The sequence below is a fragment of the Bradyrhizobium jicamae genome (assembly GCF_018130215.1).
Lineage (GTDB): Bacteria > Pseudomonadota > Alphaproteobacteria > Rhizobiales > Xanthobacteraceae > Bradyrhizobium > Bradyrhizobium jicamae_A.
Genome location: NZ_JAFCKQ010000010.1, coordinates 12,275 through 36,066 on the forward strand (window position 1 = coordinate 12,275; position 23,792 = coordinate 36,066).

A 23,792-nucleotide genomic window follows, 5' to 3' on the forward strand; every position below is an offset into this window, starting at 1 on the left:
TTTCAAGCATTCGTCTTGGCGTGACCGCCAGGACAGGCCGCGGCGATCGCTTCGTTGCCCCACAATTCGTCGGGCTTGCCGCCCAGCATTTGACCCAGCTAACCATGATTGTACATTGCACGCAATAGCCAAACGGTGCCATAAGCGGTGCGTAAATGCCCGCCGCGGACGACCTCCGCGCGATCACGTGATAGTGTCGCCGTCGGACAGCCATCCATGTCGATGCCAAGAGCCAAATCGCAAACCAGACGGAAACAGCCGGCCTATGCGCTGATCAAGGATGCCCTGGCAAAGCGTATCCGGACCGGCGACGTTCCATCGGGAACAGTGCTCTCCGAATCGTCGATTGCGAATCTGTTCGGCTCCAGCCGCTCGCCGGTTCGGCAGGCCTTCGATCAGCTGGAGCTCATCGGCCTGGTACGCCGGTTCGACGGCCGCGGCGTCGTCGCCGGCAAGCGCCAGGTCAAGCCTCGGCGCATCCCGATCACACCGCAAATGCTGGGACTGACCGACGGACCGGTCGAGGCTGTCAGAAGCGATACCTGGGACGCCCTTTATTACAGGCTCGAACGCGACATCATTTACCGGTCGCTGTTCGGACGCTTCCGCGTCAGCGAGCTCGCGCTGGCGCGGCATTTCCGGGTCGGACGCACGGTTGCGCGCAACCTGCTGCTACGTGCGCAGGCGATCGGAATCCTGGAGAAGGGCGCCAAGGCGCACTGGTATGTGGTGCCGCTCGACCAGGAACGCGTCCGCAACATCTTCGAGGTGCGGGCAACCCTCGAGCCGCTGCTGCTGAAATCCGCCGCCGCGAGGATCCCGGCGCCGTTGCTGGACGAGATGGCGGAGCGGCTGCGCGAGGCGATCCACTTTCGCAACCGCATCGGCGTCGGTGAGCTCGACGAGATCGAGGGGGATCTCCATATCCGGTGCCTGGGTTACGGCGTCAACCGCGAGATGTTCGAAGCCCTCAAGCGCACCCACTGCGCCTTCGTGATCGGCAAGCACATCCAGGTGGCGCTGACCGCGCCGCAGATCGATTCCTTCATGGACGAGCATCTCCTGATCATGGACGCGCTGCGCGCGCGCGACGGCGACGCGGCGGCCGCGACACTGCGCCGCCATATCGAATGGTCCCATTCGAAAGTTGCCGGCTGGATCGCCGAATTCCGCGCCATCAATGTGATCTCGCATGTTCCTTACATGGTGTAGCCGCCGCACCGCATCGTGCAAGTTCTCGACTACTCGTCGGCCTCGACCTCGCCGTCACCGGCAGACGTCATTCCGGCCAGGCTGATCTCCAGCGCGCCGAGCATCTCCTGCAGCTCCGCAAGCTTGCGGGCGCCATACTGCCTGGTGATCGCGGCATAGATCGCCTCAGAGGTCGGCGCCACCGCCTCGATCAGCTTCAGCCCCCTCGCCGAGATCGAGACGACCGCGCGCCGCAGGTCGGTCTGCGCCACCTTGCGCTCGACCAGCTGGCGCGCTTCGAGATCGCGCAGGATGCGGGACAGGCTCGGGCCGAGCAGGAACGCGACATGCGCAAGCTCGGTGACCTCGATCTCGTCGACGGAGGTCAGCGCACGCAGGATCCGCCATTGCTGCTCGGTCAGCCCGTGGTTGCGCAGCGACGGGCGGAACTGCCGCATCACGGCCTCGCGTGCGCGCAGCAGCGACATCGGCAGCGAGCGCGAGAACTCGCGCATCGGCGCGCGGCGCAACGATCCGGCCTCAGCCTGCGCTGCCCGCAATTCGGTCGGCGTCTTCTTTCGCGCCATGGTCAATCCGCAACCGCAAATTTTTGCGCTGCAACATGGCGCAAATCAGTTTGCGGAAATTCACTTAACATGTTAATCATCTCCCGACATCCACATTCTGTGTAGCACGATGAGCCTTTCCCAGGACGATATCCGCGCAGCCGCCCGGCGGCTCGACCAGGCGGAAAAGACCCGCAAGCAGATCCGCCAGCTCTCGCTGGAATATCTAGGCATTACGCTCGAAGACGCCTACGCGATTCAGAAGGCCTGGGTCGAGATGAAGGTGGCGGAGGGCCGCGTCGTCAAGGGCCACAAGATCGGCCTGACCTCGAAGGCGATGCAGAGCGCACTCAATATCGACGAGCCTGATTCCGGCATCCTGCTCGATGACATGTTCTTTGCCGATGGCGGCCTGGTGCCGAGCGACCGCTTCATCGCCACCCGCGTCGAGGCCGAGCTTGCCTTTGTGATGAAGCACCGCCTGTCGGGCCCGGATTGCACGCTGTTCGACGTGCTCAACGCCACCGATTTCGTGGTGCCTGCGCTCGAGATTCTCGATACGCGGGTCGAGCGGGTCGATCCCGCGACCAGGGCGACGCGCAAGATCTTCGACACCATCGCCGACAACGCCGCCAATGCCGGCATCGTGCTCGGCGGCCGGCCGATCCGCCCGTTGGACGCCGACCTGCGCTGGATCGGCGCGCTCTGCTTCCGCAACGGCCAGCTCGAGGAAACAGGCCTTGCCGCCGGCGTGCTCAACCATCCGGCCACCGCGGTGGCCTGGCTCGCCAACAAGATCGCGCCGAACGGGCTGGCGCTCGAGGCCGGCCAGGTGGTGCTGGCGGGCTCCTTCATCCGCCCGATCGAAACCCGCAAAGGCGACACGATTCAGGCGGACTATGGACCTTACGGGTCCGTGAGCTGCTACTTCGCCTGAGGCCATAAGCAGGAGACCGGCATGCCGCATTTCACGATCGAATATTCCGCAAATCTCGACGGCCTCGTCGACATGGCCAGGACCGTCGAGGTGGTGCGCAAGGCCGCGGTCGAGACCGGCATCTTTCCGCTCGGCGGCATCCGCGTCCGCGCCATCAGATGCGAGCACTACGCGATCGCCGACGGCCGCAGGGATTACGGTTTCCTCGACATGGTGCTGCGGCTCGGCGAAGGCCGCGACCTTGCCACACGCAAGACGGCCGGCGAGCAGATCTTCAAGGCGCTGTCAGCCCATCTCGATCCGGTCTTTGCCGGCAGCAAATTCGCTTTGTCGTTCGACATGCAGATCAACGACAAGGCGACGAGCTGGAAGCGCAACAACATCCACGACGCACTGAAAGTGGAGGCGGTCAATGGATAAAGCCACCCCGAAATCATCGGCCGACGTGTTCCAGGCCAACCGCGACCGCGCTGGTCCCCTGCTCGCGAAACTGAAGGGGGAAGGCATCGGCCACATGATCGACGGCAAGATCGTGCCGTCGGTCTCGGGCCAGACCTTCGAGACCAAATCGCCCGTTGACGGCACCGTGCTCGCGACAGTCGCGCGCGGCAATGCCGAGGATATCGACCGCGCCGCGACCGCTGCGTCGCGCGCCTTCAAGGCCTGGCGCGACATGCCGGCGACGACCCGCCGCAAGCTGCTCAATCGCGTCGCCGATGCGATCGAGGATCATGCCGACGACATCGCCGTGCTCGAATGCATCGACACCGGCCAGGCGCATCGCTTCATGGCCAAGGCCGCGATCCGCGCCGCGGAGAATTTCCGTTTCTTTGCCGATAAATGCGCGGAGGCGCGCGACGGCCTGAACACGCCGAGCGAAGAGCACTGGAACATCTCGACCCGCGTGCCGATCGGCCCGGTCGGCGTGATCACGCCGTGGAACACGCCGTTCATGCTCTCGACCTGGAAGATCGCGCCCGCGCTCGCGGCCGGCTGCACCGTCGTGCACAAGCCCGCGGAATGGTCGCCGGTCACCGCCGACCTGCTGGTCAAGCTGGCGAAACAGGCCGGCATTCCTGACGGCGTGTTCAATACCGTGCACGGCTTCGGCGAGGACGCCGGCAAGGCGCTGACCGAGCATCCGGCCATCAAGGCGATCGGCTTCGTCGGCGAGAGCTCTACCGGTTCTGCGATCATGGCGCAGGGGGCACCGACCCTGAAGCGGGTGCATTTCGAGCTCGGCGGCAAGAACCCGGTGATCGTGTTCGACGACGCCGATCTCGACCGCGCGCTCGATGCCGTCGTGTTCATGATCTACTCGCTCAACGGCGAGCGCTGCACCTCGTCCAGCCGCCTCCTGGTCCAGCAGAGCATCGCCGACAAGTTCATCGAAAAGCTCACTGCGCGAGTGAACGCCCTCAAGGTCGGCCATCCCCTCGATCCCTCAACCGAGATCGGCCCGCTGATCCACGAGCGTCACCTCGCCAAGGTCTGCAGCTATTTCGACGTCGCCATTAAGGACGGCGCCACCATCGCGGCCGGCGGCAAGCCGCATGACGGCCCGGGCGGCGGCCACTATGTGCAGCCGACGCTGGTCACCGGCGCGAACGCCAAAATGCGCGTCGCGCAGGAGGAGGTGTTCGGCCCGTTCCTGACGGTTATTCCGTTCCGCGACGAGGCTGACGCGATCGAGATCGCCAATGGCGTGCAGTATGGCCTGACCGGTTATGTCTGGACCGGCGACATGGGCCGCGCACTGCGCGTCGCCGATGCGCTGGAAGCCGGCATGATCTGGCTCAACTCGGAAAACGTCCGCCACTTGCCGACCCCGTTCGGCGGCATGAAGGCGTCGGGCATCGGCCGCGACGGCGGCGACTACTCGTTCGACTTCTACATGGAAACCAAGCACGTCTCGCTCGCGCGCGGGACGCACAAGATCCAGAAACTGGGAATGTAACGCCCGTCGTTCCGGGGCGCGCAGCGAACTACGGTGCGCAATTGCGCACCCGAGAACCTCAAGATTCCGGGTTCGATGCTTTGCATCGCCCCGGAATGACACCACAATCAGGGAAACGTCCATGCCCGTTCCGACCCACGTCTTCAATCCGCCCTTCAACATCATCCGTTGCAGCCACGCCGTGCTCGACGTCACTGATCTCGACGCCAGCGCTGCGTTCTACGAGAAGACGATCGGCCTCCACATCGAGGACCGCGACGACAAGGCGGCGTACCTGCGCGCCAGCGAGGAGCATCAGCATCACTCGGTGGTGCTGCGCAAGGCGCCCAAGGCCGCCTGCAACCGGCTCGGCTTCAAGGTCGGCAATGACGGCGACCTCGACAAGGCGGCCGCGTTCTTCTCCGAGCAAGGCATCAGCCATGCCTTCGTCGACCAGCCGTTCCAGGGCCGCACCTTGCAGTTCACCGATCCGTTCGGCTTCCAGATCGAGCTTTACGCCACGATGGAGAAACGCCCGCATCTGCTGCGGCGTTACGATCTCTACAAGGGCTGCCATCCGCAGCGGCTCGACCATTTCAATGTGTTTGCCGCCGAGGTGCAGGACACGGTCGACTTCTACGCCCGGCTCGGCTTCCGCCTCACCGAATATGCCGAGGAGGACGGCGCCAACGGCCGGATCGCCGCCGCCTGGATGCACCGCAAGGGCAATGTCCACGACTTCGCCATCACCAACGGCCGTGGCCCGCGCCTGCACCACATCGCCTATTGGGTACCGACCGCGATGAATATCGTGCATCTCTGCGACGTGATGGCCTCGAGCGGCTTTCTCAAGAACATCGAGCGCGGACCCGGCCGGCACGGCATCTCGAACGCGTTCTTTCTCTACGTCCGCGATCCCGACGGCCATCGCATCGAGCTCTACACCAGCGACTACTTTACGGGAGACCACGATCACGAGCCGCTGCGCTGGTCGCTGCGCGATCCGCGCCGCCAAACCTTGTGGGGGGCGCCGGCGCCGCGCTCCTGGTTCGAGGAGGGCTCGCCCTTCGCTGGCCAGGCCGTGCGTGAGCCGCGCTTCGTCGCCGACGTGCTGGTTGCGGATTGAGGATTTGCAAATGGCCTCCCCTCGCCTCGCAACCTATTCCGTTAGCGGCGCCGTCAAATACGGCGCCGTCACCGACAATGGCGTCATCGATCTCTCCGCGCGTTTCGCGAAGGACTACCCGACCTTGCGCGAAGCCATCGCCGCCGGCGCACTGACCAAGCTGGTGGAGGACGCCGCAAAGCGTTCGCCGGACCACGCGCTCGATGCGATCAGTTGGCAGCCGCCGATCCCGGCAGCGGAAAAGATCATCTGCATCGGCGTCAACTATCCGGACCGCAACGCCGAATACAAGGACGGTTCGGACGCACCGAAATATCCGAGCATGTTCCTGCGCGTGCCACGCTCCTTCGTCGGCCACAACACGCCCGTGGTGCGCCCGCGCGCCTCGCCCCAGCTCGACTACGAGGGCGAGCTGGTGCTCGTAATCGGCAAGGCCGGGCGGCATATTCCGGAAGGTGCGGCGCTCGATCACATCGCCGCGATCACGCTGTGCAACGAGGGCACCATCCGCGACTGGGTGCGGCACGCCAAGTTCAACGTCACCCAGGGCAAGAATTTCGACTCCACCGGCAGCCTCGGCCCGTGGATCGTGCCCTACACCAGTGAAGCGCAGATCGCCGATATCAGGCTGACCACGCGCGTCAACGGTGAGGTCAGGCAGGATGACCGCACCTCGCGCTTGATCTTCGGCTTCCGCTACCTCATCAATTACATCTCGACCTTCACGACACTGGTTCCCGGCGACATCATCGTCACGGGCACGCCGACCGGCGCGGGGGCGCGGTTCGATCCGCCGCGCTACCTGAAGCCCGGTGACGTCGTCGAGGTCGAGGCCGAAGGCGTCGGAATCCTGCGTAACGGCGTCGTCGACGAAGCCAACTGACATCTCAAGCAAGCGGACAGTGCCATGACCTCTACCTCCGGCGGCGAAGCGATCGTCAACGGCCTCGTCGCACACGGCGTCGACACGGTGTTCGGCCTGCCCGGCGCGCAGATCTATGGCCTGTTCGATGCGTTCCACCAGGCGCAGCTCAAGGTGATCGGCGCCCGGCACGAGCAGGCCTGCGGATACATGGCGTTCGGTTATGCCAGGTCCAGCGGCCGGCCCGGCGTGTTCAGCGTGGTGCCCGGCCCCGGCGTGCTCAATGCGTCAGCGGCGCTGCTCACCGCGTTCGGCTGCAACGAGCCGGTGCTCTGCTTGACCGGACAGGTGCCGACCCAGTTTCTGGGCAAGGGCCGCGGCCATCTGCACGAGATGCCCGATCAACTCGCGACATTGCGCACCTTCGTGAAATGGGCCGAGCGGATCGAATATCCCGATAACGCGCCCGCGATGGTCTCGCGCGCATTCCAGGAGATGCTGTCGGGCCGGCGCGGCCCGGCTTCGCTGGAAATGCCGTGGGATGTGTTCACCCAGCGTGCCCGGGTTGCGTCCGCGAAGCCGTTCGATCCGCTGCCGGCGCCACAACCTGATCCTGATCGCATCAAGGCCGCGGCCGATCTGATCGCGGGCAGCAAGACGCCGATGATTTTCGTCGGCAGCGGCGCGATCGATGCGCGCGACGAGATTCTCGAGCTCGCCGAGATGATCGACGCGCCCGTCGTGGCCTTCCGCAGCGGCCGCGGCATCGTCTCCAACGCGCACGAGCTCGGACTCACCATGGCGGCGGCCTACAAGCTGTGGCCGAAGACCGACCTGATGATCGGCATCGGCACGAGGCTGGAGCTGCCGACGATGTCGCGCTGGCCCTATCAGCCGGCTGGCCTCAGGAGCGTCCGCATCGACATCGATCCGGTCGAAATGCGCCGCGTCCCGGCAGATGCCGCCGTGATCGCCGATGCGAAAGGCGGCACGTCCGATCTGGTCGCGGCCGTGCGCAAGGCCGGCTATCGCAAGACCTCGGGCCGCCGCGCCGCGATCCGCGAGGCGAGCGCTGCCGCCGAGCACGAGATCCAGCGCATCCAGCCGCAGATGGCCTACCTGAAGATCCTGCGCGAAGTGCTTCCTGCGAACGCCATCGTCACCGACGAGTTGTCGCAGGTCGGCTTCGCCTCCTGGTACGGCTTTCCGATCTACGAACCGCGCACCTTCGTCACCTCGGGCTATCAGGGCACGCTCGGCTCCGGCTTCCCGACCGCGCTCGGCGCCAAGGTCGCCAACCCGAACAAGCCTGTCGTTGCCATCACCGGCGATGGCGGCTTCATGTTCGGCGTGCAGGAGCTTGCCACCGCCGTGCAGTTCAGGATCGGCGTGGTGACGCTGGTGTTCAACAACAACGCCTATGGCAATGTCCGCCGCGATCAGCAGGAGCGCTTCGACGGCCGCGTCGTTGCCTCCGACCTCGTCAACCCGGATTTCGTCAAGCTCGCGGAGTCCTTCGGTGCTGGCGCCGCGCGCGTCACCTCGCCCGACCACTTCCGCCCGGCACTGGAAAAGGCACTCGCCGATGGCGGGCCGTATGTAATCTCGGTGGAAGTGCCGACCGGTTCCGAGATCAGCCCCTGGGCGTTCATCCACCCGGCGAAGAACAACTAGAGCATGATCCGGAAGAGTGTGTAGCGGTTTTCCGAAAAGATCATGCTCAGACAAATAGCTAAAGCGCGATGACGCGCTTTAGGATATCTGCGCGCTGCGTTGCTGCCGCGACGCGGCGATGACGAGCAGCCCGGCGCCTGCGACGAACCAGCAGGCGACCGGCGCCCAGCGCAGCAGCGGGGCGTAGTCCGGCAGCTTCTGCAGGCCGCCTGCGACCGCCGCCATCCGCGCACAGGTGGCGAGCGCCAGCGCGGAGAATACCAGGCCGGTAATTCTGCCTTCAGCGCCGGTCTGCCCGATCGCGAGCGCCGCCGACACCGCGCTCATCAGCATGCAGCCCCAGGCGGCCCCTGCCATGAACTGCGCCGCGATCAGGATATTGAGGCTTCCGGCAACTTCTGCGACGACGATGGCAAGCGCGCCGAGCAGGCCAGCGAGGCCCATCACGATCACGCCGCCCTGATGCTTGACGACCGCACTGGCCGGAAACATCGCGATGCTGAAGCCGATCCAGAACACCGGCATCAGCCACTGCAGATCGTCGGGTTTGGCGAAGCGCAGGAAGAACGGCCCGCTGTTGATGCTGAAATGCAGCTGATAGCCGAGCGACAGGATCACCATCACCACGATGAGGAACATCGACGCCGCTCCGATCGGCGCTGCCGGCCTGGCCGTCTGCGCAGGTTGAACCTCCCGCGCCATGCGGCGTTCGATCCCGGAGAACGCCAGCGCGGTCAGCAGCAGCACGGCGCCAGACAGCACGAACGGCAGCCGCGCGTCCTGATCGCGCAGCATGACCCCGAGATAGGGCGACAACGCGCCGGCGAGACCGTAACCCAGCATCGCGAGCGCCGCGAGGAACGGGATCGACGGCTGCGCGCGATATTTGCCGAGCAGCGTCAACGGTGGCGCGCGCAACGCCGATGACGTGACCGCCCAGACCACGATCAGGGCGATCAACCAGACGCGTGCGCCCGGCCCCGTCCCTGCCACGTAAGGCAGCGCGATGAAGGCGGCGCAGGAGATCGCGGCGAGGCACCCGACGAAGATGCCGAGCCGGCCGACCACGATCGAGATCCGGTCCGCGGCCAATCCCATCGCGGTGTCGGTGATGGTGAAGATGCCCTGATCCATCATCAGGATCAGGATGACCGTCGCCGGCGCGATGCCAACTTCGGCGCACAGCTTCGGCAAGTAGATCAGATAGGTGGTCCAGCCCAGCGTGAATACGAGCTGCAGTACGGCGAGATAGACGCCGGTACGCCGGGCTGCCTGGTCGGCCTTCGCGGTCATGCTGCGAGCTTAGACCATCCGCCTGCCTCGCGGGAGGGGACGTCCGCCTCAGCGCACCTTGCGGAAGGTCAGGTTGATGCGCTGGCGCCCGAGCACGCCATGCTCGCCGTCGGCGAGCGGCGCGACGCCGTGATAGACCAGGCGTGATGCCCCGCCCCATACCACGACGTCGCCGTGTTCAAGGCGATAACGGCGCGGCGTGTCGCTGCGCTTCAGGCCGCCGAACAGGAAGGTCGCCGGCAGCCCCAGCGACACCGACACGATCGGTGCTCCGAAATCGAGCTCGTCCTTGTCCTGGTGCAGCGACAATTTTGCGCCGGGGACGTAGCGGTTGATCAGGCAGGCCTCGGGAGCAAAGCCGCTGAAGCCGGCCTCGCCTGCGGCATCAGACGCCAGCCTGCACAGCACCGGCGGCATTGGCGGCCACGGCGCGCCACTCTCGGGATCGATGCCGTCATAGCGATAGCCGGTGGGGTCGGACACCCAGCCGAGGCGGCCGCAATTGGTCATCGCGACCGACATCCGGTGGCCTCCCGGCGTGATCAGATGCCGGAATGGCGACTGCTTCACGATGGCGCGAAGGGCCGGAATCAGTTCGGCCTCGAATGGCCTGGCGAAACCGCGCAGGATCACCGCCCCCTCCGCCATGGTCTGGCGCGGGGGTCGTGCATCGCCAACGGTCTCGAACAGATCAGCGGTCACGCCTGACTGCACTCACTTCGCGTCGTGGAAGATCACACCCACGGTGTGACGATGGCCGGATCTGATGCGGCTGACACCGTGGCGGAGATTGACGCGGTAGGACCCGCGCGTCCCCTACACCGGACGATGGTGCACGGCGAACGCCACTGCATCGCCTTTCGCCAACGGAACCACTTCGGGCCGCGACTGCATCCGTGGCCGCTGCTCGGTCAGCACGAACTCACCGCCGGTGAAATCGCGTCCCGGCTGCGACAGCAGGATCGCGACCTGGATCGGGAACACATGCTCGCCATAGAGATCCTGATGCAGGCAATTGTAGTCGCCTTCGCCATATTGCAGCAGCAGTGGCGTCGGCCGGATCTGCCCGGCCTCATGGCAGCGCTTCAGGAACGCCGCATGCGACGCGGGGTAATTGATATCGATACCCATCGTCTGGTTCCAGCGATTGGCCGTGGCCATCAGCTGCGCATAAAGCGCCAGCCGCAGTTCGGCGATCAGGTCCGGCAGCGGATAGTTGAAATATTTGTACTCGCCGCGGCCGAAGCCATGACGGCCCATCACGACCTTGCTGCGGAACCGGCTGTCATCCGGATAGAGCGCTGCGAGACGATCGCATTCCTGAGGCGTCAGCAGCCCCTTCAGGACCGCACAGCCCTGTACGTCGAGATCGGCAGTGACGTGACCCCAGTCGAGCGCGTCGACGCGGTCCGGAATGTCGGATGGTGCCGCCGGGGCGGCAATTTTGGCTGTGGCTTTCATGAACGGAGTTTTGCTCACGATTGCCGCCGGCGCCACCCGATTTCCGGGTAGGAAACGGCTCGGAACAGAGCCAATTGCCAGTTCGTAGCCCGGATGCAGCGCAGCGTAATCGGGGGCCGGTCTCTCGCGGATACACCGTCCCGGATTTCGCTCCGCTCCATCCGGGCTACAGATCGTCCCGTGTGGGTCGCTGCGTGCGATCAACCCCTGACCGGCAGCGTGACCACGTCATAACCATGCTGAATCTTGCGCTTGAGCACCGGATCCTCCAGCTCGAACTCGAACCGGCTCGCCGGGCGGATACCGCCTTTGGCTGCGAACGTGCCGCCGAACATGGCGCAGCCGTCAGGCAATCCGCCCGCGCCGAAACCGCGCGCGATCAGGTCCTTGACCGGCAGCATGTGGTCGAGGGTGCCTTCCTGGTAGAGCACGCGTTCCCCGCCGATCGTGGCCCAGGAGCGCAGGATCAATCGGTCCCAGTGTCCGATCACGTCTTCGAGCTCCCAGAGTTCGGAGGCGACAGGCTTGTCGCACATCTGCTTCGACACCGTGACGCTGTAGCCCTCGACCTTGCGGTCGGTGTGATCGGAGCCGCAGCCGACGAAGATGCGGCCCTGCCAGCCGATCAGCACGAACTCGACCTCGCCGCTGGAGTCCTCGCCGCAGACCTCGATGGTGTCGGCAAGGGTCAACCGCCGCGCCGAGCAGCGGTAGTAGATCGGCGTCGTCGCGGGCCGCGCGATGCCGATCGCCTCGAGCTCGGCGATGTGCTTGTCGCGCGCCACCGGATCGCGGCCGGTCCAGCCGGCGATCACGGCCTGCCTGATCTCGAACGTGAGCGGCGTCGCGGCGCCCCTGTCGTCGATGTTGAAGGTGAGATCAAACACGGATCACGGTCTCCATTCCGGCCGCAAGCTCGAAGATACGGCGATCCGAACCGCCTGACGCCGCGAGCATCAGGCCGACCGGCGCCTCACCCTCGCGATGCGCCGGCAGCGAGATCGCGCAGCCGTCGAGCACATTGATCAGCGTGCAATTGCGCAGCGCGCGCAGGTTCTGGGTGGCAAAGGCCTTGTCGTCGGCAAGGTCGGCAATGGTCGGCGGCAGGTTCGCCGTGGTCGGCAGCACCATGGCGTCGTAGGGCGCGATGCGCTTGTTGGTCCGCTCGATGAAGGAGCGGCGCGCGTTCAGGAGATCGATATAGTCGGCAGCCGGAAAACCCTCGCCGCGGAGGATTCGCGACGACACGCGGGGATCGTACATGTCGCCCTTGCTGGCGATCAGATAGCGGTGCCAGGCATAGCTTTCCGCCGCGGCAAACCCGCCTTTGGCGTTCATCACGCCGACGTCGAGCAGCTCCGGCACCTCGATGCGCTCGATCATGGCGCCGGCGCGCGACAGCGCGGCCAGCGCACGCTCGAAGGTCTTTGCCACGGCGTCGTCGAGATCGTCGAGCACAACCGTTGTCGGCACCGCAAGCCGCATGCCCTTCACCGGGCGCGGCGCCAGCGGCTTGACCGGCTCGTCGGCGAGCACGGCGTCGAACACCGCGCAGCAGGCCACTGAATTCGCCAACGGCCCGTAGCTGTCGAGCGAGAACGACAGCGGCACGCCGCCATCGAGCGGAATCCGCCGCTGCGTCGGCTTGTAGCCGACGATGCCGTTGAAGGCCGCGGGAATCCGGCAGGAGCCGCCGGTGTCGGTGCCGAGCGCGCCAAAGGCCATGCCGTCGGCGACCGAGACCGCCGCGCCCGACGACGAGCCGCCGGGCACATGGCCGACGCTCCGGTTCCAGGCGCCCTTCGGCGTACCGTAATGCGGATTGATGCCGATGCCGGAATAGGCGAACTCGGTCATGTTGGTGCGCCCGATCACGATGAAGCCGGCGCGCCGCAGCCGTGCGACCACCGGCGCATCGGCCTCGGCCGGCGCGGAGTCATCGAGTGCGCGCGAGCCGGCGCGGCTCACCTGCCCCCTGATGTCGAACAGGTCCTTGATCGAGACCGGAATGCCCGCAAAGGGCGACGGCGCCGCTTTCGCCTTGCGCAGCCGGTCCATGGCGTCGGCCGCGTCGAGGGCGGCGTCCCTGTCGACATGGATAAAGGTGCGCTGGCCCTCGCCGGCGGGATCGGCGATTTTGGCGATACATCGCTCGACGAGCTTGCGGGAGGACGTCGCACCGCTGGCGAGATCGGCTGCGAGGGAGGCGAGTGTCGGATTGTTGGGCATGGTCTTCACTTCGTGGCTGGCACCTGATTGTCGCGCGAACCGGCGCCGATTTCCAGATCGCCGGCGCGCGATCCGATCACTTCAATCCGAAATAGGCGCGGTGCAACTCCTCGTTGCCGCTCATTTCGGCAACCGTGCCCGAGAAGCGGATCCGGCCGCCCTCCAGCACGAATACCCGGGTCGCGACCTCGAGGAAGCTGATATTCTGTTCAGCGATCAGGAGCGCCAATCCTCGGCCCTGCAGGCTGGTGAGAGCGCGGATCACCTCCTTGACGAACAGCGGCGACAGGCCAGCCGACGGCTCGTCCATCACCAGCAGCTTCGGATCGGCCGACAGCGCCTTGGCGATGCCGAGCATCTTGCGCTGGCCGCCGGAGAGACTGGAGGCCGGATCACGCCGCTTGTCACGAAGCACCGGAAACAATCCATAGAGTTCATCGACCCGTGCCCCCGGATCGGCGTGGCCGAGCGCCTGCGCGCCGACGCGGATGTTTTCCTCGATCGACAGGTCGGGGAACACGGCGAGCTCCGACATATAGGTCATGCCGCGTTTCATGCGGTCCGACGAGCGCATCCTTGTGACGTCTTCGCCGCCGAGCCTGATATGGCCATTGCGCGCCTCGATCAGGCCGACCAGCGACTTCAGGAAGGTGGTCTTGCCCGCGCCGTTGGCGCCGAGCAGCAGCACAGTCTCGCCAGCGCGGACGTCGAGATCGACGCCCCACAGCACCTGCATGGTGCCGTAGCCGGCATCGACGCGTTCGGCTTCCAGAAGGGCCGTTGCATCAGGCGGCATGCTCGCCTCCCAGAAACACCTCGATCACCTGCGGCTCGCGCACCGCGGTTGCCAGCGTGCCTTCGAAGATCTCCTTGCCTGCATTGAGCACGATGACGCGGTCGGTGATCTGCTCGATGAAGCCCATCAGATGCTCGACCACGATGATCGCCATGCCGGTCGCGGCCAGCGCCTTGATGCGCCCGGCGATCCAGTCGAGCTCCGCCGGATTGAGGCCGGCCGCGAGTTCGTCGAGCAGCAGGAGCCGCGGACGCGTCGCAAGCGCGCGCGTCAGATCCAGCATCTTCTGCTGTGCGCTGTTGAGATCGGCTGCGGGGCGGTCCGCGACCTCCTTCAACCGGTACTCGTCGAGCAGCTCCGCCATCGACGGCGGCGTCGCCGCCGCATGGCCGGCGGCGTGCCCATAGGCCAGCGCGACCTGGATGTTCTCGCGCACCGTCAGCGACAGGAACGGCTTCGGCACCTGGAAGGTGCGGTTGATGCCGCGGTGGACCAGTCTGTGCGAGGCGATGCCGCCGGCTTGCGCGCCGTCGAACGCGACCTCGCCGTCATCGGGCGCATAAAGGCCCGAGATCACATTGATCGCCGTGGTCTTGCCGGAGCCGTTGGGCCCGACGAGGCCGAGAATTTCGCCCGGCACGACATGGAAGCTCAGGCCGTCGAGCGCATAGAAGCCGCCGAAGCGCTTGACCAGCCTGGAAACCGTGAGGATGGGCTTCGTCTCAGGGGACATTCCAGCCCCTCCGCGTTGCCAGCGACACCAGCCCTGCCGGAAGGAACAGCACCAGTCCCATGATCAGGAGGCCGTAGATCAGCTGGAAATATTGCGGTGTCGTGAAGCCGATCAGATTGTAGATGCCGTAGAGGATGAGCACGCCGACGATCGGCCCGATGATGGTGGCGACGCCACCGAACAGCGCAAACACGATCGCGAAGATGCTGAAGTCGCTGGAGAACACGTTGTCGGGATAGAACACCGAGACGTACCAGGCATAGATGCCGCCGGCGAGTCCGGCGACCAGCGCCGACGCCAGCCAGGCGATCACGCGCATCTTGACGACGTTGACGCCGGCCATCGAGGCCGAGACCGCGTCCTCGCGCACCGCCTGCAAGGCGAGGCCGAAGGCCGAGTTCTTCAGATAGACGACACCGCCCAGCGTCAGCGCCAGCACGGCGATGGCCGCGTAGTAGGCATCGGTCGGATTGAAGGTGCCGGTCAGCGACACGCCATACGGCCCCTTGGTGATGTTCTCCAGCGCCGGATTGGCAACGAAGTGCAACACCGCGAGCGAGGCAGCGAGGTTGGCGATCGCGAAATAGGCGCCCGACAATCGCAGCAACGGCGTCAGCAGGAGGCCGAGCGCGACTGCCACCACGCCACCGACCAGCACGGCAAGCGGCGCCGGCGTCTGCAGATGCATCACCATGATGGCAAAGCCGTAGGCACCGGCGCCGAAGAAGCCGACATAGCCGAACGGCAGATAGCCGGTGAAGCCATAGATGATGTTCACGCCCTGGGCGAGGATCAGGAAGATCACGAAATTGAACAGCAGCAGATGGTTCTGATAGACGCCGGGCAGCACGGCGAACACCACGACCAGCGGCGCCAGGATGAACAGCAGGTGCTTCGACGTATCAGGCAACGCGCACCCGCCTTCCGAGCAGGCCGCTCGGGCGCAACAACAGGATCAGGATCAGGAGCACATAGGGCAAGAGGTCAGCCCAGGAGCTGAGATAGGTCTGCACCAGCATGTAGAACACGCCGTAGACGACGCCGCCGAGTGCGGTGCCGAGGGGATTGCCGAGCGAGCCCAGCACCACGATGGCAAACGACGTCACCGTCGCGTCCGCACCGAAGGCCGGCGTCACCGAGCCGAACATGAAGGGCGCGAACACGCCGGCGACCGCCGCGAGCCCGAGCCCGATGCCGAACGCCGCCGCCGACACGCGGTCGACGTCGATGCCGGTCGCGAGCGCCTCGTCGCGCCGCGACATCACCGCGCGGGTCAAGGTGCCGAGCCGGGTGCGATAGAGGTAGAGGTAGACAAGCCCGATCGCGATCAGGCTGGTGACCGCCGCGATTACCCATGGCGCGGGAAATCCCTGGCCGAGGATCTGGATCGGCCCTGCTCCGCCGGCCTTGCCGCCGAACCACTTGACCTTGATGGTCGTAAAGACGGTGCCGAGCAGCCGGCTCTGGATCGACCGCTCGCTGGTGCCGGCGAAGATCGTGGTGACGGCTTCGATCACCTGCGACAGGCCAAAGAACAGGATGATCGACAGCATTTCGGGATTGGCCGAGCCCTGCAGCCGCGGCACCAGCACCCAGTACAGCAAGAGGCCGGCGAGCACGAAGACCACGAAGGCCAGCGGCACCGCGAACAGGGGATCGATGCCGAAGACGCCGACCACGCCGACCGCTATGAAGGCGCCGAGCATCAGCATGTCGCCATGCGCAAGGTTGACGATGCGCATGACGCCGAACACGAGATTGAGACCGATGCCGACAAGGCTGAAATACAGCCCGAACAGCACGCCGGCAACGAGCGCGTAGGTCATGCTAGCGCCCGCCGCCGAGGATCAGATGTGCCGTCCCTGACGACATCACGGTGCCGGATAGACCGGCTTGCCGGTCGCGGTCTCGTGCGGATAGATCGAGGTGAACTTGATGTGATCGTTCTCGTCCACCGAAAGCTGTCCGAGCGGCGTCAACTCGCCGATCTGCCCGCCCGTCTCGTCGAGCGCAAAGGTACCGTCCAGCGTCTTGAGCTGACCGTTGAGCGAGAACACCGCGCGGCGCAGCTCCATCTGGTCGAGGCTGGTCGCCACCGACAGCGTCTTCTCGATGACGAGCGCCGTGGTGTAGCCCGCCACCGCGTTGAAGCCGAACTCCATCTTGCCGTCGTTGTACTTCTTCTCCCAGGTGGCGCGGAAATCCTTCATGTTCATTCCGAAATTGACGGAATAATCCAGCTCGGAGGGCGGCACATAGGTCCAGACGTGATCGAGTCCCTTGGCGCCTACGTTCTTCTCCAGGAGCTCGGTCTCGATACCGGCATAGATCGCGAACAGCATCTTGAACTTGATGCCGACGTCCTGGACGTTGCGCAGGAACGCGATGTCGTTCGGCGCGTAGCCGAAAGTGATCACCGCGTCGGGGCTGGAATTGTTGATGTTGTTGATGATGACGTTGTAGTTCGTGGTCTCGGTCGGGACGCCCTGATCGTAGACGATCTCGATCGGCGCACCGGAATCCTTGACGAACTTGCGGAAGGCATTGGCCTGCGTTCCCGTGAACTCGTTGGTCGAGTAGAGGATCGCAACCTTCTTGATGCCGAGGCCGGGGCCATCATGGCTGATGAAATCCGCCAGCGGCTTCGGCCAGACCGTCGATACCGGGTCTGCCATCAGCGCGATATACGGATTGTCCTTGGAGAAGAAGCTCGCGCCGGTGCCGGTCTGGTCGAACAGGAACATCTTGTGGTCGCGCGCGATCGCAACTGCGGGTGCGGTCAGCACCGATCCGGAATCGGCGACCAGCAGGTCGACCTTGTCCTGGGTGATGAGCTGGTTGTAGAGCGTCGAGGCGGTCGCGGTGTTGCTCTGGTCGTCATAGGAGACGAGCTTGATCGGGATCTTCTTGTCGAACGCCTTCACATAGACGCCGCCCTCGGCGTTCTTCTGTTCGACCCACAATTTCAGCGAGCTGTAGACCGGCATCGAGATCGAGGCGAAGCGTCCCGACGACGCGTAGAGCGTGCCGATCTTGATCTCCGAAGGTGCATCCGCGGCCATGGCCTGTGTGGCGAACGCGAGGCCGGCGGCGAGTGCCGCGCCCGTCATCCTCAGCATGTTTTTTCCTCCCGGCTGTTTGGTTTCGGGGGTCGTTCTACGCGCCGTGCCGCAGCGACACAAGCGCGGCCGCCTCATCAATTGTGCGAGGGACGGAATATGCGGCATGCGCAGGACACAGGCGGCTGCGCAGCATGCGGATAGACCGTTGACGGCCATCGGTCCGATGGCGCATCAAGACCCTAAAGAAATCGGGAGGAAGATAAGAGATGGCCGAGCCCGCGCGCGCGAAACCAAAACCGACCCCGGAAACCCAGCACTTCTGGGACGGCACCAAGGCCGGCGAATTGCGCCTGCAGCGCTGCGATGCCTGCGCCAATGTCTATTTTCCGCCGCGCCCGTTCTGCCCGTCCTGCGCCTCGCGCAAGGTCTCCGTATTCAAGGCGAGCGGCAAGGGCAAGCTCTACAGCTACGTCATCAACCATCGTCCCGCCGCGCCCGGCTTCACCCCGCCCTACGCGATCGCCGTCGTCGAGCTCGACGAGGGCCCGCGCATGATGAGCAACATCATCGATTGTCCGCAGACACCGGAGGCGCTCGAGCTAGACATGCCGCTCGAGGTCGCCTTCCAGGCGCTCGACGACAGGATCACCCTCCCCGTATTCCGTCCGGCGAAGGGGTAACGCGATGCGCAGGAACCAGGTTGCCGTCGTCGGTGCGGCCGAAACCACCGAGCTCGGCGTCATCCCGAACATGTCGCAGATCCAGCTGCATGCGGATGCGGCGCTGAATGCGATTGCGGATGCCGGCCTCAAGCTGTCGGATATCGACGGCTTCGCCACCGCGGTCGAGACGCCGCAGCAGGTCGCGCACTATCTCGGCATCACGCCGACCTGGGTCGACGGCACTTCGGTCGGCGGCTGCTCCTTCATGCTGCATGTCCGCCACGCCGCGGCCGCGATCGAGGCCGGCCTCTGCAAGACCGTGCTGATCACCCATGCCGAGAGCGGCAAGTCGATGATCGGCAAGCAGCCGCGCTTCACGGCGCCGGACAGCCTCAACGGCCAGTTCGAGGCACCGTTCGGCGTCTATGGCCCGCCGAGCATGTTCCCGATCCCCGTGCTGCGCTTCATGAAGACGCACGGCATCACCCATGAGCAGCTCGCGATGGTCGCGGTCGTGCAGCGCGAATGGGCGGCCCGGAATCCGCGCGCGACCATGAAGGACCCGATCACGGTCGCCGACGTACTGAATTCGCGGATGATCGCCTATCCGTTCCGGCTGCTGCAGTGCTGCCTCGTCACCGACGGCGGAGGTGCGCTGATCCTGACCTCTGCCGACCGCGCCAGGGATTTCCCGCGGAAGCCGGTCTACATTCTCGGCACCGGCGAGAGCGTGGAAACGCCGATGGTCAGCCAGATGAAGACGTTCGACTCATCGCGCGCCTTCGGGGTCGCCGGACCGCTTGCCTTCAAGGAAGCCGGGATCACGCACAAGGACGTCGATCATTTGATGATCTATGACGCCTTCGCGCATCTGCCGCTCTACGGCCTCGGCGACCTCGGCTTCATGCCGTACGAGGAGACCGGCAAGTTCATCGCCGACGGTCACACCCGCCCCGGCGGCAAGCTGCCGCTCAACACCAATGGCGGTGGCCTCAGCTACATGCACTCGGGCATGTACGGCATGTACGCCCTGCAGGAGAGCGTGCGGCAGATGCGCGGCATCGCGCCGGCGCAGGTGCCGAATGCGAAGATCTCGGTCTGTCACGGCGTCGGCGGCATGTTCGCGGCCTCGGGCACGATCATCTTTACGAACGAGAAGTAAGCGAGCCGCTCGCCTCTCCCTCTCCCCGTTCTGACAGGGAGAGGGTTGGGGTGAGGGGCTGCTTCCACACAGTCGGACTCGCGGAGAATCCCCCTCACCCGGATCGCATCTCGCGATGCGATCCGACCTCTCCCCGCAAGCGGGGCGAGGTAAGCAACGACACCAGGAGCACCCACATGGCAAAATCACTGCAGGACAAGGTCATCATCGTCACCGGGGCGGGCCGAGGCATCGGCCGCGAGATCGCGCTGCTCTGCGCCGCGGAGGGCGCCAAGGTCGTGGTCAACGATCCCGGCGGCGCGGCGGATGGCGCCGGCTCGAGCGCCACGCCAGCCGAAGAGGTGGTCGAGGAGATCAAGAAGCGCGGCGGCACCGCGGTCGCCAATTTCGAGTCGGTGGCGGAAGCGATTCCCGCCAGCAAGATCGTGAAGACCGCGACCGACCATTTCGGCCGGCTCGACGGCGTCGTCAACAATGCCGGCATCCTGCGCGACATGATCTTCCACAAGATGAGCGTGGAGGCGTTCGAGGCCGTCATCAAGGTGCACCTGATGGGCTCGTTCTACGTCTCGCACGCGGCGGCACGCCTGTTCCGCGAACAGGAGAGCGGCTCCTTCGTGCACTTCACCTCGACCTCCGGCCTGATCGGCAATTACGGCCAGGCCAACTACGCCGCCGCCAAGCTCGGCATCGTCGGCCTCTCGAAGTCGATCGCGCTCGACATGGGCCGCTTCAACGTGCGTTCGAACTGCGTCTCGCCGTTCGCCTGGACCCGCATGATCGGCACCATCCCGACCGAGACCGAGGCCGAGAAGGCGCGCGTCGCGAAGATCCAGCAGATGGGTCCCGAGAAGATCGCACCGGTCTGCGCCCACCTGCTCTCGGACGCCGCCAAGGATGTCACCGGACAGATCTTCGGTGTGCGCATGAACGAGATCTTCCTGTTCGGCCAGCATCGCCCGGTCCGCTCGGTTCACCGCAGCGAAGGCTGGACTCCGCAGACCATTGCCGAACACGGCATGCCAGCCCTGAAGGGATCGTTCTCCAAGCTCGACCGTTCGGCCGATGTCTTCACCTGGGATCCGATCTGAGGGTTTATGACGTGCGGGCATAGGTGTCGTCCCGGCGAAAGCCGGGACGATATTTCACCAGCTACCCGCTATTCCTCAGCCCGGCCGAAATGCCGTTGATGGTGATCTGGATGCCGCGCAGCACCTGCTCGTCGGGGTTCTGTGCGCGATGCTCCTTCAACAGCTCCACCTGCACATGGTTGAGCGGATCGAGATAGGGGAAGCGGTTGCGGATGCCGCGCTCCAGCAGCGGGTTGCCTTGCAGCAATCGCTCGGTGCCCATGATGTCGAGCAGCGTCTCGATCGAGAGATGCCATTCCCGGCGGATCCGGCCGAAGATCTTCTCGCGCAATTCGACATCGGGCACGAGCTCGGCATAGCGCGAGGCGATCGCAATCGAGCTCTTCGCCAGCACCATGTCCATGTTCGACAGCAGCGTGCGGAAGAACGGCCACTCGCGATAGAGTTCCTGAAGGAACGGCATGCCCTGATCCGGGTGCTCCGCGATCCAGGTTTCGACCGCCGCGCCGAAACCGTACCAGCCCGGCAACATCAGCCGGCACTGCGCCCAGGAGAACACCCAGGGGATGGCCCGCAGGTCCTCGATCTCGCGGGTCTTCTTGCGCGATGCCGGACGGCTGCCGATGTTCAGCGTCGCGATCTCGTTGATGACGGTCGAGCCCCAGAAATAGTCGGCGAAGCCCGGGGTCTCGTAGACGAGGCCGCGATAGGCCCTGAAGGCGAGGGCCGAAATCTCCTCCATCGCCTTCAGGTACTCGGCGCGCGGCGCGCTCTGCCGCGGCTGCAGCAGGCTGGTTTCCAGCGTCGCGGCAGCGAGGATCTCCAGGTTGCTGCGGCCGACCTCGGCGTTGGAATATTTCGAGGAGATGATCTCGCCCTGCTCGGTGATGCGGATCTGGCCGTTCACGGCGCCACCGGGCTGGGCGATGATCGCGTCATAGCTCGGACCGCCGCCGCGGCCGACCGAGCCGCCGCGGCCGTGGAACAGGCGCAGGCGCACGTGATGGCGTTCGAACACCTCGACCAGGCCGATCTCGGCCTTGTAGAGTTCCCAGCCCGAGGTGACGAAGCCGCCATCCTTGTTGCTGTCGGAATAGCCGAGCATGACCTCCTGCACGCTGCCGCGGCTGTCGACCAGCCTGCGGTAGTCGTGGATCGCCAGCAGGCGGTCCATGATGCGGCTGGAGTCCTGCAGATCCTCGATCGTCTCGAACAGCGGCACGATGTTGATGGCGCTGCGGCCGGACGGATTGACGAGGCCGACCTCCTTCAGCAGAACAGCCACCTCCAGCATGTCCGACATGCCCTTGCACATCGAGATGATGCACTGGGAAATCACGTCTGGACCGAATTTGGCATGCGCCTCCGCGGCGGCGCGGAACACGCCAAGCTCGCCCTGCGTTTCCTCGCTGTACTTGACGAAAGGCGAGGTCAGCGGCCGCGCGCTGCGCAGCTCGTTGAGCAGCAGGCTGACGCGAGCATCCTCGCCGAGCGCCAGGTAGGACATGCCGGGATTGGCGGCGTCGAACAGCTCGGCAATGGTGCGCTCATGCACTGCGGAATTCTGGCGGATGTCGAGCCGGGCGAGATGGAAGCCGAAGCAATCCACCGCGCGGCGCAACTGCCGCAGCCGGCCGCGCGCAATCACGCCGGAGTTGTTCGCGATCAGCGAGCGGTCGAGCACGTCGAGGTCACCCTGGAATTCCCTGACGCTCGCATAGGGGTCGGCCTTGCCGACCGGCGGCCGCGTGGTCTCGACCTCGAGCTTGGCGGCGGTTGCCGCGAGCCGCGCATAGATGCCCGACACCGCAAGCCGATAAGGCTCGCCGCTCCGGTGCGGCGAGGTGTCGGGCGAGCGCTCGGCCAGCGTCCGCAGCTCGTCCGAGACGTCGGCGAGATGCGCCGCAAGCGACAGCTCGGCGCCGAGCGCGTGCAGCTCCTCGAGATAGAAACTGAGCACCCGGCTCGATTGCAGCCGCAGCGTGCCGCGCATCACGTCCGCGGTGACGAACGGGTTGCCATCGCGGTCGCCGCCGATCCAGCTTCCCATGGTCAGGAAGGAGGCGACATCGCCCTGCTCGCCGCCCTCCTTGTTCAGGCGGTCCTCAAGCGCGCAGTGCAGCCGCGGAACCTCCTGCAGGAAGGTGTAGTCGTAGAATGAGAGCCCGTTGGCGACCTCGTCGAGCACGGTGAGCTTGGTCCGGCGCAACAGATTGGTCTGCCACAGCGTCACCACCGCGCGACGGAGTTGCTCGTCGGTGGCTTCGCTCTCCTCGGGCGTCATCTGCACCCGCTCGCGGCGGTCGAGCAGGCCGGCGATCTCCATCTCGCGGTCCATGGTGCTCTTGCGGCGGACCTCGGTCGGGTGAGCGGTCAGCACCGGGCTGACCAGCGCACCCTTGAAGAAGCCGCGCAGGTCGGCCGGGGCGATGCCGGCCTGCCGCGCGTGGGTCAGCGTCTGCTCCAGCACGCTGGCGCGGGGCGCCCCGCCGGGACCGCGGCTGCGCATCTGGCGGATGTTGTTCTGGTCCTCGGCGATGTTGGCGAGGTGGGAGAAATAGCTGAAGGCGCGGACGATCCGCACCGTTTCGGCGATCGACATGCCATCGAGGATGGCCTCGAGCTCCCGCCGCGCCAGCTTGTCCTCGTCGCGATGGAACCGGACCGAGGTCTGGCGGATGCGCTCGACCAGGTCGAACGCGTCGGCGCCCTCCTGGTCGCGCACGGTGTCGCCAAGGATGCGCCCCAGCAGGCGGATATCGTTGCGGAGCCGCGCGTCCTCCTCCTGCGCCTGCATCTCCGCGGCGCGCTTGTCACGGATCTCGGCCTCGGAAGGCATCGTTTGGGAAGGCAAAGTCTGGGAGGACATGGCTGGCTACTCCAGAAGCTGCCCGGCACTCCCGTGAGTGTGCAATTTTTTTGCCGCAACGCAAGATGAACTTCGTGGCGGTGCACACACCGCCTCCGCAACGCGTCGACCGGCCACGCGAACCGGTACCCACTTTGCCCGA

General features: G+C 65.4%; 21 protein-coding genes and 1 pseudogene. 10 read left to right on the forward strand and 12 right to left on the reverse strand.

The annotated features are described in order from the left end of the window. Nucleotides 1-216 precede the first annotated feature (216 nt). Nucleotides 217-1,212 carry a GntR family transcriptional regulator gene (locus JQ586_RS14130; protein ID WP_212395187.1) on the forward strand — a complete coding sequence of 332 codons (996 nt, stop codon included), beginning with the start codon at nt 217-219 and terminating at the stop codon, nt 1,210-1,212. A gap of 29 nt (nt 1,213-1,241) precedes the next feature. On the opposite strand, the gene hpaR is transcribed toward JQ586_RS14130, so the two are convergent. Further along, entirely contained in the window at nt 1,242-1,778 is a 537-nt protein-coding gene (gene hpaR, locus JQ586_RS14135; RefSeq protein ID WP_212395188.1) for a homoprotocatechuate degradation operon regulator HpaR, read from the reverse strand. Nucleotides 1,779-1,887: 109 nt separating this feature from the next. Here hpaR and hpaH point away from each other — a divergent pair, with 109 nt between their 5' ends. The 6 genes from hpaH (at nt 1,888) to JQ586_RS14165 (ending at nt 8,292) form a co-directional block, all read left to right on the forward strand. Then, entirely contained in the window at nt 1,888-2,694 is an 807-nt protein-coding gene (hpaH, locus tag JQ586_RS14140) for a 2-oxo-hept-4-ene-1,7-dioate hydratase (RefSeq protein WP_212395189.1), read from the forward strand. Nucleotides 2,695-2,715: 21 nt separating this feature from the next. Beyond that, complete coding sequence (locus tag JQ586_RS14145) at nt 2,716-3,114, forward strand: 5-carboxymethyl-2-hydroxymuconate Delta-isomerase (RefSeq protein WP_212395190.1); 399 nt, start codon at nt 2,716-2,718, stop codon at nt 3,112-3,114. After that, on the forward strand, nt 3,107-4,651 hold the full coding sequence (hpaE, locus tag JQ586_RS14150) for a 5-carboxymethyl-2-hydroxymuconate semialdehyde dehydrogenase (RefSeq protein WP_212395191.1): 1,545 nt from the start codon (nt 3,107-3,109) through the stop codon (nt 4,649-4,651). Before JQ586_RS14145 ends, hpaE begins: the two co-directional genes overlap by 8 nt. Before the next feature lie 121 nt (nt 4,652-4,772). Then, on the forward strand, nt 4,773-5,756 hold the full coding sequence (gene hpaD, locus JQ586_RS14155; protein ID WP_212395192.1) for a 3,4-dihydroxyphenylacetate 2,3-dioxygenase: 984 nt from the start codon (nt 4,773-4,775) through the stop codon (nt 5,754-5,756). Nucleotides 5,757-5,766: 10 nt separating this feature from the next. Beyond that, nucleotides 5,767-6,639: a fumarylacetoacetate hydrolase family protein gene (locus JQ586_RS14160; RefSeq protein ID WP_212395193.1), complete on the forward strand. Its 873-nt coding sequence runs from the start codon at nt 5,767-5,769 to the stop codon at nt 6,637-6,639. A 24-nt stretch (nt 6,640-6,663) separates the two neighbouring features. Beyond that, a complete protein-coding gene (locus JQ586_RS14165; RefSeq protein WP_212395194.1) occupies nt 6,664-8,292 on the forward strand; it encodes a thiamine pyrophosphate-dependent enzyme in 1,629 nt (542 codons plus the stop codon). A 78-nt stretch (nt 8,293-8,370) separates the two neighbouring features. Here the strand turns inward: JQ586_RS14165 and JQ586_RS14170 are convergent, their stop codons facing one another. The 10 genes and pseudogenes from JQ586_RS14170 to JQ586_RS14215 form a co-directional block, all read right to left on the reverse strand. After that, nucleotides 8,371-9,585 carry an MFS transporter gene (locus JQ586_RS14170; protein ID WP_212395195.1) on the reverse strand — a complete coding sequence of 405 codons (1,215 nt, stop codon included), beginning with the start codon at nt 9,583-9,585 and terminating at the stop codon, nt 8,371-8,373. A 48-nt stretch (nt 9,586-9,633) separates the two neighbouring features. After that, nucleotides 9,634-10,287, reverse strand: a complete 654-nt coding sequence (gene alkB / locus JQ586_RS14175) for a DNA oxidative demethylase AlkB (RefSeq protein WP_212395196.1) — start codon at nt 10,285-10,287, stop codon at nt 9,634-9,636. 12 nt (nt 10,288-10,299) lie between these two features. Then, nucleotides 10,300-11,046 (reverse strand): annotated as a pseudogene (locus JQ586_RS14180) (2OG-Fe(II) oxygenase). A 200-nt stretch (nt 11,047-11,246) separates the two neighbouring features. Then, complete coding sequence (locus JQ586_RS14185; protein WP_212395197.1) at nt 11,247-11,933, reverse strand: DUF2848 domain-containing protein; 687 nt, start codon at nt 11,931-11,933, stop codon at nt 11,247-11,249. Further along, the gene (locus JQ586_RS14190) at nt 11,926-13,275 is read right to left on the reverse strand and encodes an amidase (protein ID WP_212395198.1); all 1,350 of its coding nucleotides are present in this window, start codon (nt 13,273-13,275) and stop codon (nt 11,926-11,928) included. The genes JQ586_RS14185 and JQ586_RS14190 overlap by 8 nt, the downstream gene beginning before the upstream one ends. Nucleotides 13,276-13,351: 76 nt before the next feature. Next, on the reverse strand, nt 13,352-14,071 hold the full coding sequence (locus tag JQ586_RS14195) for an ABC transporter ATP-binding protein (protein ID WP_212395199.1): 720 nt from the start codon (nt 14,069-14,071) through the stop codon (nt 13,352-13,354). Next, on the reverse strand, nt 14,061-14,804 hold the full coding sequence (locus JQ586_RS14200) for an ABC transporter ATP-binding protein (protein WP_212395200.1): 744 nt from the start codon (nt 14,802-14,804) through the stop codon (nt 14,061-14,063). Before JQ586_RS14200 ends, JQ586_RS14195 begins: the two co-directional genes overlap by 11 nt. After that, entirely contained in the window at nt 14,794-15,714 is a 921-nt protein-coding gene (locus JQ586_RS14205) for a branched-chain amino acid ABC transporter permease (RefSeq protein ID WP_212395201.1), read from the reverse strand. The genes JQ586_RS14200 and JQ586_RS14205 overlap by 11 nt, the downstream gene beginning before the upstream one ends. After that, complete coding sequence (locus JQ586_RS14210) at nt 15,707-16,630, reverse strand: branched-chain amino acid ABC transporter permease (RefSeq protein ID WP_212395202.1); 924 nt, start codon at nt 16,628-16,630, stop codon at nt 15,707-15,709. Before JQ586_RS14210 ends, JQ586_RS14205 begins: the two co-directional genes overlap by 8 nt. A 45-nt stretch (nt 16,631-16,675) precedes the next feature. Beyond that, nucleotides 16,676-17,923 carry an ABC transporter substrate-binding protein gene (locus JQ586_RS14215; protein ID WP_212395203.1) on the reverse strand — a complete coding sequence of 416 codons (1,248 nt, stop codon included), beginning with the start codon at nt 17,921-17,923 and terminating at the stop codon, nt 16,676-16,678. Nucleotides 17,924-18,132: 209 nt separating this feature from the next. On the opposite strand from JQ586_RS14215, the gene JQ586_RS14220 reads away from it, so the two are divergent. The 3 genes from JQ586_RS14220 to JQ586_RS14230 all read left to right on the forward strand — a co-directional run bounded on the left by JQ586_RS14220 (nt 18,133) and on the right by JQ586_RS14230 (nt 20,781). Further along, the gene (locus tag JQ586_RS14220; protein WP_212395204.1) at nt 18,133-18,546 is read left to right on the forward strand and encodes a Zn-ribbon domain-containing OB-fold protein; all 414 of its coding nucleotides are present in this window, start codon (nt 18,133-18,135) and stop codon (nt 18,544-18,546) included. 4 nt (nt 18,547-18,550) lie between these two features. Further along, nucleotides 18,551-19,690: a thiolase C-terminal domain-containing protein gene (locus tag JQ586_RS14225; protein ID WP_212395205.1), complete on the forward strand. Its 1,140-nt coding sequence runs from the start codon at nt 18,551-18,553 to the stop codon at nt 19,688-19,690. 176 nt (nt 19,691-19,866) lie between these two features. After that, nucleotides 19,867-20,781, forward strand: coding sequence for an SDR family oxidoreductase (locus JQ586_RS14230; protein ID WP_212395206.1), 915 nt, complete (start codon nt 19,867-19,869; stop codon nt 20,779-20,781). A gap of 61 nt (nt 20,782-20,842) precedes the next feature. On the opposite strand, the gene ppc is transcribed toward JQ586_RS14230, so the two are convergent. Next, nucleotides 20,843-23,650 carry a phosphoenolpyruvate carboxylase gene (gene ppc / locus JQ586_RS14235; protein WP_212395207.1) on the reverse strand — a complete coding sequence of 936 codons (2,808 nt, stop codon included), beginning with the start codon at nt 23,648-23,650 and terminating at the stop codon, nt 20,843-20,845. Nucleotides 23,651-23,792: the final 142 nt, after the last annotated feature.

Coding starts and splice junctions, on each gene's coding strand:
- JQ586_RS14130 (WP_212395187.1), top strand. CDS start 217: ATGTCGATGCCAAGAGCCAAATCGCAAACCAGACGGAAACAGCCGGCC.
- hpaR (WP_212395188.1), bottom strand. CDS start 1,778: ATGGCGCGAAAGAAGACGCCGACCGAATTGCGGGCAGCGCAGGCTGAG.
- hpaH (WP_212395189.1), top strand. CDS start 1,888: ATGAGCCTTTCCCAGGACGATATCCGCGCAGCCGCCCGGCGGCTCGAC.
- JQ586_RS14145 (WP_212395190.1), top strand. CDS start 2,716: ATGCCGCATTTCACGATCGAATATTCCGCAAATCTCGACGGCCTCGTC.
- hpaE (WP_212395191.1), top strand. CDS start 3,107: ATGGATAAAGCCACCCCGAAATCATCGGCCGACGTGTTCCAGGCCAAC.
- hpaD (WP_212395192.1), top strand. CDS start 4,773: ATGCCCGTTCCGACCCACGTCTTCAATCCGCCCTTCAACATCATCCGT.
- JQ586_RS14160 (WP_212395193.1), top strand. CDS start 5,767: ATGGCCTCCCCTCGCCTCGCAACCTATTCCGTTAGCGGCGCCGTCAAA.
- JQ586_RS14165 (WP_212395194.1), top strand. CDS start 6,664: ATGACCTCTACCTCCGGCGGCGAAGCGATCGTCAACGGCCTCGTCGCA.
- JQ586_RS14170 (WP_212395195.1), bottom strand. CDS start 9,585: ATGACCGCGAAGGCCGACCAGGCAGCCCGGCGTACCGGCGTCTATCTC.
- JQ586_RS14190 (WP_212395198.1), bottom strand. CDS start 13,275: ATGCCCAACAATCCGACACTCGCCTCCCTCGCAGCCGATCTCGCCAGC.
- JQ586_RS14195 (WP_212395199.1), bottom strand. CDS start 14,071: ATGCCGCCTGATGCAACGGCCCTTCTGGAAGCCGAACGCGTCGATGCC.
- JQ586_RS14200 (WP_212395200.1), bottom strand. CDS start 14,804: ATGTCCCCTGAGACGAAGCCCATCCTCACGGTTTCCAGGCTGGTCAAG.
- JQ586_RS14210 (WP_212395202.1), bottom strand. CDS start 16,630: ATGACCTACGCGCTCGTTGCCGGCGTGCTGTTCGGGCTGTATTTCAGC.
- JQ586_RS14215 (WP_212395203.1), bottom strand. CDS start 17,923: ATGCTGAGGATGACGGGCGCGGCACTCGCCGCCGGCCTCGCGTTCGCC.
- JQ586_RS14220 (WP_212395204.1), top strand. CDS start 18,133: ATGGCCGAGCCCGCGCGCGCGAAACCAAAACCGACCCCGGAAACCCAG.
- JQ586_RS14225 (WP_212395205.1), top strand. CDS start 18,551: ATGCGCAGGAACCAGGTTGCCGTCGTCGGTGCGGCCGAAACCACCGAG.
- JQ586_RS14230 (WP_212395206.1), top strand. CDS start 19,867: ATGGCAAAATCACTGCAGGACAAGGTCATCATCGTCACCGGGGCGGGC.
- ppc (WP_212395207.1), bottom strand. CDS start 23,650: ATGTCCTCCCAGACTTTGCCTTCCCAAACGATGCCTTCCGAGGCCGAG.